The 13605-nt window shown below is 37.8% G+C and carries 10 protein-coding genes and 11 tRNA genes; 14 read left to right on the forward strand and 7 right to left on the reverse strand.

Annotated features, from left to right (window positions below; genetic code table 11):
* Position 1: 1 nt before the first annotated feature.
* The 14 genes from CVT13_RS02625 to CVT13_RS02690 all read left to right on the forward strand — a co-directional run bounded on the left by CVT13_RS02625 (position 2) and on the right by CVT13_RS02690 (position 4305).
* Positions 2 to 1405: an NAD(P)H-hydrate dehydratase gene (locus CVT13_RS02625; protein WP_107811514.1), complete on the forward strand. Its 1404-nt coding sequence runs from the start codon at positions 2 to 4 to the stop codon at positions 1403 to 1405.
* Positions 1387 to 1974 (forward strand): phosphoribosylglycinamide formyltransferase, encoded by a 588-nt coding sequence (gene purN / locus CVT13_RS02630; RefSeq protein WP_107695656.1) that lies wholly within the window; start codon positions 1387 to 1389, stop codon positions 1972 to 1974. Before CVT13_RS02625 ends, purN begins: the two co-directional genes overlap by 19 nt.
* Entirely contained in the window at positions 1967 to 2689 is a 723-nt protein-coding gene (locus tag CVT13_RS02635) for a TerC family protein (protein WP_107811515.1), read from the forward strand. The genes purN and CVT13_RS02635 overlap by 8 nt, the downstream gene beginning before the upstream one ends.
* A 427-nt stretch (positions 2690 to 3116) precedes the next feature.
* Positions 3117 to 3194: transfer RNA gene (locus tag CVT13_RS02640), tRNA-Pro, on the forward strand.
* A gap of 9 nt (positions 3195 to 3203) precedes the next feature.
* Positions 3204 to 3280 (forward strand) — tRNA-His (locus CVT13_RS02645).
* 6 nt (positions 3281 to 3286) lie between these two features.
* Positions 3287 to 3363: transfer RNA gene (locus tag CVT13_RS02650), tRNA-Arg, on the forward strand.
* A 15-nt stretch (positions 3364 to 3378) separates the two neighbouring features.
* Positions 3379 to 3455 (forward strand) — tRNA-Arg (locus CVT13_RS02655).
* 15 nt (positions 3456 to 3470) lie between these two features.
* A tRNA-Leu gene (locus CVT13_RS02660) sits at positions 3471 to 3555 on the forward strand.
* Between the two features lie 126 nt (positions 3556 to 3681).
* Positions 3682 to 3757: transfer RNA gene (locus CVT13_RS02665), tRNA-Lys, on the forward strand.
* Between the two features lie 13 nt (positions 3758 to 3770).
* A tRNA-Glu gene (locus tag CVT13_RS02670) sits at positions 3771 to 3846 on the forward strand.
* An 18-nt stretch (positions 3847 to 3864) separates the two neighbouring features.
* Positions 3865 to 3940, forward strand: a tRNA-Val gene (locus CVT13_RS02675).
* A gap of 8 nt (positions 3941 to 3948) precedes the next feature.
* Positions 3949 to 4025 (forward strand) — tRNA-Asp (locus CVT13_RS02680).
* A gap of 121 nt (positions 4026 to 4146) precedes the next feature.
* Positions 4147 to 4222 (forward strand) — tRNA-Lys (locus CVT13_RS02685).
* An 8-nt stretch (positions 4223 to 4230) separates the two neighbouring features.
* Positions 4231 to 4305, forward strand: a tRNA-Glu gene (locus CVT13_RS02690).
* Positions 4306 to 4886: 581 nt separating this feature from the next.
* On the opposite strand, the gene CVT13_RS02695 is transcribed toward CVT13_RS02690, so the two are convergent.
* The 7 genes from CVT13_RS02695 to nuoI are packed head-to-tail and all read right to left on the reverse strand — an operon-like array spanning position 4887 to position 13601.
* A complete protein-coding gene (locus CVT13_RS02695) occupies positions 4887 to 7262 on the reverse strand; it encodes a tetratricopeptide repeat protein (protein WP_107811677.1) in 2376 nt (791 codons plus the stop codon).
* A gap of 22 nt (positions 7263 to 7284) precedes the next feature.
* Complete coding sequence (nuoN, locus tag CVT13_RS02700) at positions 7285 to 8775, reverse strand: NADH-quinone oxidoreductase subunit NuoN (protein ID WP_107811516.1); 1491 nt, start codon at positions 8773 to 8775, stop codon at positions 7285 to 7287.
* Positions 8772 to 10283 (reverse strand): NADH-quinone oxidoreductase subunit M, encoded by a 1512-nt coding sequence (locus tag CVT13_RS02705; RefSeq protein WP_107811517.1) that lies wholly within the window; start codon positions 10281 to 10283, stop codon positions 8772 to 8774. The genes nuoN and CVT13_RS02705 overlap by 4 nt, the downstream gene beginning before the upstream one ends.
* Positions 10283 to 12121, reverse strand: a complete 1839-nt coding sequence (nuoL, locus tag CVT13_RS02710) for an NADH-quinone oxidoreductase subunit L (RefSeq protein ID WP_107709404.1) — start codon at positions 12119 to 12121, stop codon at positions 10283 to 10285. The genes CVT13_RS02705 and nuoL overlap by 1 nt, the downstream gene beginning before the upstream one ends.
* A 3-nt stretch (positions 12122 to 12124) precedes the next feature.
* A complete protein-coding gene (gene nuoK / locus CVT13_RS02715) occupies positions 12125 to 12427 on the reverse strand; it encodes an NADH-quinone oxidoreductase subunit NuoK (protein ID WP_103577233.1) in 303 nt (100 codons plus the stop codon).
* Positions 12424 to 12960, reverse strand: coding sequence for an NADH-quinone oxidoreductase subunit J (locus tag CVT13_RS02720; protein WP_107811518.1), 537 nt, complete (start codon positions 12958 to 12960; stop codon positions 12424 to 12426). Before CVT13_RS02720 ends, nuoK begins: the two co-directional genes overlap by 4 nt.
* A gap of 23 nt (positions 12961 to 12983) precedes the next feature.
* A complete protein-coding gene (nuoI, locus tag CVT13_RS02725) occupies positions 12984 to 13601 on the reverse strand; it encodes an NADH-quinone oxidoreductase subunit NuoI (RefSeq protein WP_107811519.1) in 618 nt (205 codons plus the stop codon).
* Positions 13602 to 13605: the final 4 nt, after the last annotated feature.

The raw sequence follows: 13605 nt of genomic DNA on the forward strand, positions 1-13605 counted from the left end.
AATGAAAAATTTATATTTAGATACGAGAATTTTGGACGAGAGGGCAGGCGAGAAATTTGACCTCAGTGAAGAAATTTTAATGGAAAACGCCGCCGCCGGCATAGCAAATTTTATACGTAAAAAATTTAAAAAAGGCATGAGAGTACTAGGCGTTTGTGGTGGTGGAAATAACGGCGCAGACGTGCTTTGTGCGTTAAGAATGCTTGAGAGTGAGTTTGAGTGTGAATTTATCCTAGCTAGTAAAAATTTAAAGCCACTAGCCGCCAAACAGCTTGAACGTGCAAAACTAGCTAATGTGCACGAAAGCCACGATATAGATATTAGTTTAAAAGAAGCGAACTGTGTCATAGATGGACTTTTTGGTTCAGGGCTAAATAGAAATTTAGACGAAAAGCACATAGAGCTTATCTCAAAGATAAACAAAAGCTCTGCCTACACTATCGCTTGTGATATGCCAAGTGGGCTAAGTAGTGACGGCAAGATGCTAGGTGCTTGCGTAAAAGCGGACATCACGATCACAATGGGAGCTAGAAAGCTTGGGCTCTATAGCGACGCTGCAAAAGACTTTGTTGGCAAGATAAAGGTCGCTGATCTTGGTATAAGCGCTCAAAACTATGAGTGCAAGAGCGACTATCATTTGCTTGAAAAATGCGACCTTGTACTTCCAAATAGAAAAAATCAGTGCGTAAATAAGGGCGACTTTGGCCATGCATTTATCATATCTGGCGAGCACATAGGAGCTAGCAAGCTTTGTGCAAAGGCGGCATTTGCCTTTGGGGCTGGGCTAGTTAGCGTGATAGGCAAGCAGGACTTAAATTTACCAACGCAGATCATGCAAGCAAGCAAGATAAGCGAGAAAATGAACGCTGGAGCCGTTGGCATGGGGCTTGGCAAAAAGGGCATAGAAGAGCTTGATACGCAAATTTTAAAGAGCAAAAAGCTAGTGCTTGACGCTGATATCTTTTACAGCGCAAAAGTGCTTGATCTATTAAATGAAAACTGTGTTTTAACGCCCCATCCAAAGGAATTTTGCTCACTTTTAAGGCTTTGTAATATAGCAGATATCGACGTAAAAACATTACAAGAAAATAGATTTGCTTATACTAAGGCTTGGAGCGAGAAATTTAAGGCCGTGCTAGTACTTAAAGGCGCAAATACGATAATCGCTAAAGGCGGGCAAATTTACATCATGCCTTATGGTAAAAATACGCTTGCAAAAGGTGGCAGTGGTGACGTGCTAAGCGGACTTGTGCTTGCCCTTTTAGCTCAAGGCTACGAGCCACTGGATGCTGCTATCTCGGCTACACTAGCTCATGCGCTTAGCCTTAGAAATTTTGGCAAAAACAGCTACGCGCTCGAGCCAACAGACATTATAAAAGGAGTAAAATGCTTACGAAAAAGATAGCCGTACTTTTTAGCGGTAGTGGCTCAAATTTAGAAGCGATACTTAAAAAAGTTCATAATCAAATTTTTAATGGTATAAAAATCGAAGTTTGTCTTTGTATCTGCAACAAGCCAGGCGCATATGGCATAGAGCGCGCTAAGAAATTTGGGCTTGAGACGACGATAATAGAGAGTGCTAAATTTAAAAATCGTGAGGAATTTGACGCTGCAGTTGTGGAGCAAATTTTAAAAAGCGGTGCCGAGCTAACAGTACTTGCTGGATTTATGAGGATATTAACTCCTGTTTTTACATCGAAGATAAAAGCCATAAATTTACATCCTTCTATACTGCCACTTTTTAAAGGTGCTCATGCGATAAAGGAGAGCTTTGAGAGCGATATGATGATAGGTGGTGTGAGCGTGCACTACGTGAGCGAGGAGCTTGACGGAGGTAAACTCATCGCACAAAGAGCGTTTGAAAGAGAAGATGGTATGAGCTTAGAGGATTGGGAGAGCAAAATCCATGCGATAGAGCATGAAATTTTGCCTGATAGCATAATAAAAATTTTAACAAAGGAAGCAAATGTTTGAATGGTTTAGTTCGCCAGAGGCGTGGATATCGCTACTTACGTTAACTGGCTTAGAGATAGTTTTAGGCATAGATAACATTATATTTATTGCTATTTTGGTAGGTAAGTTACCTCCAGAGCAGCGCGGTAGTGGTAGGATTGTTGGCTTAGGGCTAGCTATGGTGACTAGAATTTTACTTTTACTTTCATTGTTTTGGATCATGAAGCTTACGAAGCCACTCTTTACTATCGCAGAATTTAGCATAAGCGGCCGAGATTTGGTGCTTATACTGGGAGGTCTATTTTTACTTGTAAAATCAACCCTTGAAATACATTCTAGTGTTTCGGGTGAAGGCGAAGAGCATAAAAATAGTAAAAAATCACATGCAAATTTTTTGGTTATTGTAAGCGAGATAGCTGTTTTGGATATTGTTTTTTCTCTTGATAGTGTTATAACGGCTGTTGGAATGGCCGAGCATATAGAGATAATGATCATAGCTGTTATTTTAGCAGTTGGTGTAATGATGGTAGCGTCAAAAGGTATTTCTAATTTTGTAGATAATAACCCAACTATAAAAATTTTAGCACTTGCATTTTTGGTGCTTGTGGGCATGACGCTCGTTGCTGAAGGATTAAGATTTCATATTCCAAAGGGATATATCTATTTTGCAATGGCATTTTCATTGGCAGTGGAAAGTATAAATATCTATGCTAAAAAGAAAGCAATAGCTAAATAATATTTTTACGATGATGAAAAAGCTAATGATATGATGGATAAAATGTTAATCAAAAAATTCTAGCCCGAAAAGATAAATCTGTTTAAATTTGAAGGTAAAATTTTGATAAGCATAAAATGCATAATAGATAATAAGTTGATATTTATTCCTTTGTAATATTAGTTAAAATATTCGTGCCAGGATACTTAAAAATCCGTGAAATAAAGGTCATGCTTTATGGTTGGGTAATAAGATAGAGAAGCACAAAAAGCTTGCTTGTGTAAAAATTAAGTATTTGGTGAAGTATTAATTAATATTTTTGATTGAATTATTTTTTATATATAATTTCTATTAATTTAAGTGTTTTTTAATTGACTTTATAAAAAAAACAAGTTAAAATGCGACTTTTTAATGAGGTAGTGGCATAAACTTACAAACACGACTCAGGCGGGGTGTAGCGCAGTCTGGTTAGCGCATCTGGTTTGGGACCAGAGGGCCGAAGGTTCGAATCCTTTCACCCCGACCATGTTAAATGGTGAGTGTAGCTCAGTCGGTTAGAGCATCAGATTGTGGTCCTGAGGGTCGTGGGTTCGATTCCCATCACTCACCCCATTTTGGGCGCTCGTAGCTCAATTGGATAGAGCGACAGACTTCGGATCTGTAGGTTATGGGTTCGACTCCTATCGGGCGCGCCACTTAAAATACTTTATGCGCTCATAGCTCAGCTGGATAGAGCAACGGCCTTCTAAGCCGTAGGCCTCAGGTTCGAATCCTGATGGGCGTACCACTTTATTATTGTTGTGCGGATGTGGTGAAATTGGCAGACACGCCAGACTTAGGATCTGGTGCCCCACGGCGTGAAGGTTCAAGTCCTTTCATCCGCACCATTCTTTTTTATTATTTAAAATAATCTTATATAATCAGCATTTATTGTAGAAAATATTAGATATTTTTCTTGTTTCTTGACATGTAATAATGTTTTTTGTATAATCTCAATTCTTTTTTAAATAAATGTCTTGCTAGCTCAGTCGGTAGAGCATCTCACTTTTAATGAGGGGGCCGTTGGTTCGAATCCAACGCAGGACACCATTTTTGGGTTTATGACCCTTTCGTCTAGTGGCTCAGGACTCTACTTTCTCTGTGTAGAAACAGAGGTTCAAATCCTCTAAGGGTCGCCAGATATTTTTTAAATTTTAGGTCGCTTAGCTCAGTTGGTAGAGCGCCACCCTTACAAGGTGGATGTCATAAGTTCGAGTCTTATAGCGACCACCATTTTAGGTGCAGCGGTAGTTCAGTTGGTTAGAATGCCGCCCTGTCACGGCGGAGGTCGCGGGTTCGAGCCCCGTCCGCTGCGCCATCTATTAAACCTTAGGTTAAGGTTATGTCTCATAGAGCACCCATTATTGAGTGTCAAATTAAATTTTAAGATTATAAGTTCTAAGATAACACTTTAAGATTTATTATTACTATTTAATCTTGCCTCGTTAGCTCAGTTGGTAGAGCATATCACTCTTAATGATGGGGTCGTAGGTTCGAGGCCTACACGGGGCACCATCCATTTTGGCCCATTCGTCTAGCGGTTAGGACACCAGCCTCTCACGTTGGTAACACGAGTTCGAGTCTCGTATGGGTCACCATTTTTCTAATCCTTTTTTCTTTTTAATTTGTTACACAGAAATTTTTATAGAAAATTTCTTAAAAATGTATACTTATTTGCTTAGCGAATTGCTATTAAAAACGTAAAACCAATTTTTATAATGTTGTGCTTAATGAGTGTGTATTAAGCGATAAATTCTAGAAGTTAGCTTGTAGTAAGCTAAAAAATCTTTATAAATATAATAAAAGTACATCATAGAAACGTGATTACATAGCGTTACAAGTTTTTTGCTTTGATCTATTGGACAAAAAACTTATAAACATTTTTAATTTTTAAGCTTATAAAACATAAAACAGCTATATTTGGTAATAAAATGGCCAATTCTCTTGTTTATTAGAAAGGTACTTAAAATTTTTAAGATCATACCAGCCAGGATCCATGCGTAAAAATATATTAAGGCTTACGATAAAATATAGCTCTTTTTATAATATAAAGAGCATTTGATGGCAATGTAAAAATATTAAAGACGCAATTATAAAGAAAGCTCAACTTAAATAGCAAAAATAAAGGTTAAAATTTAAGCTCAAATATAAAACTAGCAAACAAGCTATTTCTTTGTATTTAGTTTTTGCCTATCATATCAAGCTTAGCTTTGCAAGCATCTTTATACGGGCTTACAAAATTTGAGTCAGAGCACTCATTTAAATAAGTCCTAGCTAACTTAAACTGCTTTTGTCTTATATAAATTTCGCTTATCAAATTTAAAGCGTGTAAGCGGTCTTCTGGCTCAAGCTTCATGTTTAGTATAAATTTCGCCTCATCAAGCGCCTCACCTAGGTTATCTGTCTTTAGTAAAGCTTCTGAGTAGTTAAAATTTATCTTTGGCGAAAATGTATTTATCCTAGCTTTTATTTGTAGTTCAAGAGCTTTTTTGGCATACGTTGTAGCGATGGCGTAGTCATTACTTTTCATCGCATAGTCACTTATGGCTGTATATGCTTCGATAATCTTAAAGTCTTGGCCTCTTAGCTGCTCAATCGCGCTAATGGTTGAGATCGCCTCCGTAAAGCGTTTTAATGCAAGCAATGAGTAAAACCTATCAAAAAGAGATGGTGTTGGATCTGAGTATTCGACTGATGAGCCAAGTGAAAGTGCGTCATTTGCGGCAATGATCGCATGCTCGTAGTCTTTATTTTTATATAAAATTTTGCTCAAATTTACCAGCCACTCGACCCTATCTTCTAAATTTTCATCTTTTGCATGAGCTTTTGCGAGCTCAAGCGCATCGTTATAGCGAGCCGTTCTGTAATAGCAATTAAAGAGCTTAAATTGTGGTAATGAGATTTTGTTTATATCGTAGTTTTCAAGTAAATTTATAACAGCTGTACAATCATCTTTTATAAAATACTCTTTTGTAAGCTCTAGCGCAGCCTCATTTATCAGCTCCATTGCCTTACTTAAATTTCCATCTTTTGCCATGGTTTTGTAAGATAGTGCATCGGAGAATTTACGCTCTTTAATATCCAGCTCAAGCTCGCTTATTAGAGCCTTTTGGCTAATATTTGTCCCGGCATATTTTTCAATTAGCTCTTTGTATCTAGCATGAAGTGCAGTAGCATTTTTATCCTTTTCTTCAAAAAATAATCCATCTTTTGCCTTGGTGACTTCATCGATATAATCACCATATTTAAACTCTGTCTCATATCTATTTAAGTATTCGTATGCTTTTTTCTCATCTTTTGTTTTGGCTAGATTGAGTGCTAAATTTTTTAAAGCAACTTCATAAAAATCTTTCGTCCTATCGCTATTATTTATCAAAATTTCATAAATTTTAGCAGCCACATCAGGCATATCTTTACTTGCAAATGTGGTTGCAAGATTCATTGACTTTGTTGGGTTATTCATAAAAAATTTTTCATTCGCATTTGCGATTTTTAGTATAAATTTCTTTGCTTCATCAAATTTTTCTTTATCGATATTTGCATCAGCTAGGCTTAGTGCTGCTCTACTTGCAAGGTCGATGTCGTTTGTGGAGTAAAGCACTTTTTCATAGTCTTTTAGCGCCTCCTTTTGTCTGCCTATTTTGTAGAGATAATCAGCGTAATCAAGCGCTGCAAGTTTCGTAAATTTTGAGTTTGCATGCTCTTCGTTTAAGATATCAAGCATATATTTTGCATCACTTGCGATGCTATCTTTTAGGTAGGCTCTAGCGATTAGATATAGCACTTCTGGATAGTTTTCATCAGATGGAAATTTTCTGATCCAAGCCCTACCTTCGCTTACGATATCTTTTGGCTCAATCTCTTCAAACTCATTTTTTGTCTCAAAAATTTTATCAAGAGCCCTTAGACGAAATAGTAAAAATTCACTTGAAAAAAGGCTATTTGGATGCCTTTTTATCGCTGTTTGAGTATCTTTTACTACATTTTCATAAGCGCCCTTTTCATAAGCTCGTTTTATGCTTATATAGATATCAATGTCATTACTATCAAGCCCAGCAATAGGAGCTTTGTTAAGATCAAGCGCTCCGATACTAGGATTTAGCATATCTTTAAAATCAGGTTTAAAATTTAGCCCAGACTTTCTCTTATTATTTTCACTGAGTGAAGTATCTATGATTATGCTAAAGTGTTTTGAAATGGTTGTTTTTGGGCTATCTTGTACGTTTTGGCTACTATAAAGCTCAGTTTTTATATTTAGCAGTTTTGACGGTGCTTTTGGCATTATGACGATAAAAAGCTTGCCATCTTGCTTTTTATATTTTATATCCATTAATGGCAGTGTCGTATCTTCAATTTTTGGCAAAATTTCATCATCAAGCATGCAGACATAGCGTTTGGTGTCGTAAGCTAAAATTTGCTCCACGCATTCAAATTCTTGCTCATCACTTAGCTGAAGAACGCTATAAGGTTTATCACCATTTGCGCCGCTATTTAGGCTAAGATTAAAAGCGGTTAGATAAAGCGGAAAAAATAAAATAATTAAGAGCTTTTTCATGCCGCAATTATAGTTAAATTTTCTAAAATCCTGAAGCAAAGACAAAATGCTCAATAAATTCCAAAATCGCTCCAGAAAATAAAAACGAAAAGGCCGTTCCAGCTACCGCAATGCCAACAATTACTTTTAATGCCATCGAGATATTTGCGGTGTAGAGATTTTTATCTTTTACGATTGGCTCTTTTAAAAACATAAAGACGATTAGCTTTAAATAGTAATAAATCGCAATGGCAGAATTTATCATGATTATAACGCTAAGTACGATATAACCAGACTTGATAAGCGATGAAACAAGTATCATTTTGCCCCAAAAGACGCTAAAAGGCGGAATGCCAGCAAGGGCGATCATAAAAATTCCCATTATCACGGCATAGCTTGGTAAAATTTTTATAAGCCCTGAAAATTTCTCAAATGGATGCTTAAAGCGCTTATCCCAGCAGACCACATCGTCGCACCTTGCGACCCAGAGCATAGAAAATGCGCCCAAATTTGCAAACAAAAACATAATCCAATAAAAAAATAAGGCGACATTTGCCTCGTGAGAATTTGCCACAAGTGCACAAAGCACGACACCAGCGTGAGCTATGGAGCTAAAAGCAAGCATCCTTTTTACGTCTTTTTGCACTAGCGCCATGATGTTTGCAAGGCTCATCGTAAGCACGGCGATGATGTAGAGCATATCTTTTATCCATGAGATTTGTGAGCTCTCAAGCATCGCGAAAATTCTTAACGCAACGATAAAAGCTGCCACCTTTGGCACGATCGACATATAGCCTGCTAGTGGGGCATTTGAACCTTCATAAACGTCTGGGATCCATGTGTGAAATGGTATGAGTGAGAGCTTAAAACCAATGGCTGAGGCGATGAAAACGCAGCCAAGCAAAATGATCAAATTTTGATTTAGGCTAAGATCTTTTATCACAATGCCGATACGAGCGATGTCTATTGAGTTTGTCGCTAGATAAAACATCGCTATCGCCATCGCAAAAAAGCCAGCCGAGAGCGAGCCCATAGCAAAGTATTTAATGGCAGCTTCTACGCTTTTTGCCTTATTATGAAGGGCGATTAGGGTGTAGAGGCAAAGCGAGCTGATCTCAAGGCCTAAAAAGATGATGAGTAGGTTATTTGAGCTCACCATAAATAAAAATCCAGCGATCATAAACAAAAATAGCGCGTAATACTCATAAATTTTGTACTCAAAATACTCTTTTGTGCTAAGTGCGAGTGGGATAAAAAGGGCTGAGGCGATTAGGATGATGACTTGAGAGATGACCGAAACGCCATCGACTAAAAGCATATCCCAAAAGCTAAGGCTAAGACCGTTAAAATCAAGTATTAGACCCAAATTTACAAATATTGCGATGATACAAAATACGCAGTAGAAATTTCTCGAAAGGTCTTTTTTTATAGTGCCAACGATTAAGATAAAAAGCGCAAAGATTATCATACTAAGCATCGGAGCAACTGAAGATAAAGAAATTTCTTTAAGGTCTAAAAAGGCTATTTCGTTCATAGTTTGCTCCCACCATTTAAAGATAAAATTTTATCCTTTGTGTCGCTATTTACGGCTCTAGTTTGCATTTTGCTTATGATATTTTGCACGCTTGGTTCAAGCGGTTTTAGGATTAAATTTGGGGCGATACCAAGGGCGATTATAAGCAAGCAAAGCGGCACAAGAGCGGCCAACTCTTTAAAATTTAGATCCTTAAGGCTTAAATTTTTCTCCTTGCACTCGCCAAAAAATACCCTTTTATAAAGCACCAGCATATAAACAGCGCCCACGATGATGCTAAAGCCGCCAAGTAGCGCAAAGAGCTTGTTTAGCTTAAAGACGCCAAGCAGGCTCAAAAACTCACCCACAAAGCCAATGGTTAGTGGCAGGCCGATACTTGCAAGCGTTGCTATAAAAAATATAAGCGCATACTTTGGCATCACCTTAGTAAGCCCGCCAAATTCGCAAATTTCTTTTGTGTGAGCCCTCTCGTAGATGACGCCAACTAATAAAAATAGCGCTCCACTTACGATGCCGTGGCTTATCATTAAAAATATTGAGCCGCCAAGGCCTATTAAATTTAAAGAAAAGATGCCAAGCATGATGACGCCCATGTGTGAAATGGAGCTATAAGCGATCACTTGTTTCATATCGCTTTGTGCGTAGGCAACAAGGGCTGCGTAGATGATCATGATGATGGCTATGATGCAGACAAAGCCACTTAAAAGCAGGCTCGCATCTGGAAAAAGTGGGAGTGAAAATCTCACAAAGCCGTAAGTGCCCATCTTTAAAAGCACGCTAGCAAGTAGCACCGAGCCGATAGTCGGAGCCTGTCCGTGCGCGTAAGGTAGCCACGTGTGAAATGGAAATAGCGGAGTTTTCACACCAAAGGCAAAGAAAAACGCTAAAAATAGCCAAATTTGAGCGCTTTGCCCGATACCAAGCTTATACCAGTCAAGCAAGCTAAAGCTAAAGACGCCGCTTTTTTGATAGCATAAATAGCCGATAAAGATGATCGCTACTAGCATAAAGACAGAGCCTAAAAATGTATAGATGAAAAATTTAATCGCAGCGTAAATTCTATTTTTACTACCAAATGCGCCGATGATATAAAGTAGCGGTATGAGGCTAAGCTCCCAAAAGCTATAAAACAAGATCATATCAAGCGCGCTAAAGACGCCCATCATCGTGCTCTCTAAAAATAGCACGCTAATAACAAGGTGCTTTAAATTTCCATCATCGCTAAGTGCGGCGATAGAGATGAAGCTTATAAATGCGCTAAGGACTATAAGCACAAGCGAAATAGTGTCGATGCCGACAAAATAGCTGATATTTAGGCTTGGTATGAGCGAGACTTGATGCGTTAAAACAAAGTCATAACCCTGAAAATCAACATTTACGCAGATAAAAATGGCAAGCAAAAGCTCGATAAGAGCGATGCTTGCTCCATAAAATTTGATGCTTTTATTTTCTATCAAAAAGCCAAGTATTGCACTTATTGCAGGGAAAAATATGATTACACTTAGCATTATTTGGCTCCGTTTAATAAAAATATAAAGCTTAAAAGCAAGGCAAATCCTGCAACCATAAATCTAAGCATGATGCTTAAGTCGCCACTTTGCATTTTGTTTGCTAAAAATGCAAATTTATTTAGCGCTGTTGCGACTAGATCGACACTACGATCGATTATCATCTCGTCAAATTTCTTACAAATTTGTGAAATTAACGTATAGCCATTTATGAAAAATTTCTCGTAAAATTTTGGGATAAAGTAGGCATTTTGCAAAATTTTATAAATTCTGCTCTCACAAACACTCTCTTTAAAAATTTCTCTTTTATAGGCAAATATAGCAAAGCCAGCACTTGCTAGCACTAGGCTAAGTGTTAAAACGAGCAAGAAAATTTCACTACTGTGAGATAAATTTAGTGGAAAATCTTTTAAACTTTTTTCTAAAAACTCACTAAAGTTGCTCCAAAAAAAGCCACTTATGACTGAGAGAATTCCAAGTACGCCCATGCCAGCTAGCATATAGTTTTTAGCTTCATGCACGTGTTTCTCGCTCTTTGGCTTTGTAAAAAAGACGAGCATAACAAGCCTAAAGCTATAAAATGCCGTAAGTACAGCGCCAAAGAGTAAAATGATCCATAAAAATTTATTTTCACTAAAGGCAACCTCTAAAATTTTATCTTTAGAGAAAAAGCCAGCAAATGGATAAAATCCAGCTAGCGCACAGCTTGCGATGATAGAAAGGAGTGCAGTTGGCTTCATAAATTTATAAAGTCCGCCCATTTTTTTGATATTTAGCTCATCATGCATCGCGTGCATGACGTTGCCAGCGCATAAAAATAGAAGTGATTTGAAAAATGCATGTGTGACAAGGTGAAAAAGTGCGATCTTATAAGCGCCAAGTCCAGCAGCTACGAACATATAACCAAGCTGCGAAAGCGTCGAGTAGGCGACTATTTTTTTAAGGTCGTTATGCACAAGCGCGATGCTAGCCGCAAAAACCGCTACAAATGTGCCAAGGCAGGCGATAAAATGCGAGACTTCAGGCGCGTTTATAAAGATAAAATTTGCACGTATGACTAGATAGACGCCAGCTGTTACCATGGTCGCTGCGTGGATGAGCGCAGAAACTGGTGTTGGTCCTTCCATGGCGTTTGCAAGCCAAGTGTGAAACGGAAACTGCGCACTTTTGCCCATGGCGCCTATGAAAAGAAGTGTGGCAATAATGCCTAAATTTAGCCCAGAAAAGTCGCTTCTAGCGTTAAAAACCTCGCTAAATTTAAGTGAGCCAAAGCTATAAAATATATAAAAGATACCAACAAGCATAGCAAGATCAGCAACCCTATTCATTATAAAGGCCTCGTTTGCAGCGACGTTTGCACTAGGCCTTTTATACCAAAAGCCAATGAGTAGCCAAGAGCAAAGTCCAACACCCTCCCAGCCGATAAATAGCCCTATAAAGTTATCGCTTGATACAAGGATGTTCATGCAAAAGACAAAGAGCCCCAAATAACTAAAAAAGCGGTTAAAACTTGCATCATCTCTCATGTAGCCAACCGAGTAGATATGCACGATGCTTGCCACGATACCAACGGTGCTAAGCATAACAAGGCTAATGGCGTCAAGATAGAAGCCAAAATTTAAATCCAGACCGCCAAAATTTATAAACTCTTTTAGTGATAAATTTAGCGGTTCATCTATGCCAAGGCTAGCTGTTAGCATGAGTGAGGCAGTTGTGCTGATTATTATTAAAAGTGAGCAAAAGATACCAAGTAAAAAATTTTTACTGCTATGTGAAAAAAGTCCGGAAATGATAAAGCTAAGAAGAGGGAAAAATAGTGAAATGCAAAATAAAGTCATCCCTTAGCCTTTCATATTTGTCATCGACTCTAGGCTGATACTGCCAGTCTTTTTATACCAAAGCACTAGTAGCCCTAACCCCACGGCGACTTCACTAGCCGCGATGGCAACTATAAAAAATGCAACTATTTGCCCGGTTAGATCAAAGTGGTATTTTGAGATAGCTGCGAGTGCGATATTTGCCGAGTTTAGTAAAATTTCACTTGAGAAAAATAGCATGATCAAATTTCTTCTTCGCATTATGCCAATTAGCCCTATGACAAAGACTAGACTTGCAAGGATGAGATAGTGAGTAAGTCCTATCATAGCATCTCCTCTAGCGTATTTTGAGTATTTAGGTCTTTGTGTATCAAGATAATGCCAGCAACCATTGCCACAAGAAGCATTACAGCACACATCTCAAAAGCGATTAAATACTTGCTAAAAAGCAAAATTCCAATAGCCTCGATATTGCCAAGCTCGCTAGCAATGGGACTTAATCCATCAAATTTTACACCATAAATAGGTACTAAAAATATAAATATCAAAAGAAGCGCTATAAAGCTACTTAAAAGATAGATGGTGATCTTTGCTTTTTTGCTACTTTTTGGCTCACATTCTTTACTGCTATCAAAAAACATCATTGCAAATGCATATAAAACGACCACAGCGCCTGTGTATACGATGATCTGTACTACGCCTAAAAATTCCGCTCCAAGTAAGAAAAATATAGCCGAGATAAATACCATGCCAGCAGCTAGCGCAGAGACTGCATTTAGTGCATTTTTACAAAATACACTAAAAGAAAAGCTAACTAAAACAAAGGCACTAAAAAGATAAAATGCAAAGCTCTCATACATCTTTTGCCCTTTTAAAATTTATACTACTCATCACTTTTTGTCTCATCTTCATTTTCGCTTATAAATGCATTTGGCGTCTTTTTGATTAAGCTGTCAGAATTTTTAGGAAGCGCTCCGTATCCTTCAAACTCGCTTTGATCTTTTAAAAATTTATCCTTTGTCAAAAACTCATCTTTTGTGCCAAATATAATCCTGCTCTCACTTGCGACTTCGTACTCTTGTCCACAAACTATTGCAAGCTCAGGACAAACATCAGCACAAAATCCACAATACACGCATCTACTTAAATTTATCGAGTAGCTTGCGACCTTTTTGCGGCCATCTTCGCCAAGTGAAGTCTTCATCGAAATGCAATTGCTAACGCAAATTTTCTCACATAGCCCACACCCAATGCAACGTTCATTTTCACTTTCAACAAATTTCAAAAGCTTGTGAATACCCCTATATCTAGCATTTAGCTGCATCTTTTGCATAGGGTATTTTAAAGTGTGCGACTTGCTAAAGAGCATCTGCTTTATCGTGACTTTTAGTCCGATCAAAAGATCAGGCTTAAATGTGATAGCGATGAAGTGCTTAAATTTATCAAACGTGCTCTTTGGCTTTAACTTTTCATCTATTAAAATATATTTTTTCTCATTCATTTTT

The sequence above is a fragment of the Campylobacter concisus genome (genome assembly GCF_003049085.1).
Taxonomy (GTDB): Bacteria; Campylobacterota; Campylobacteria; order Campylobacterales; family Campylobacteraceae; genus Campylobacter_A; species Campylobacter_A concisus_H.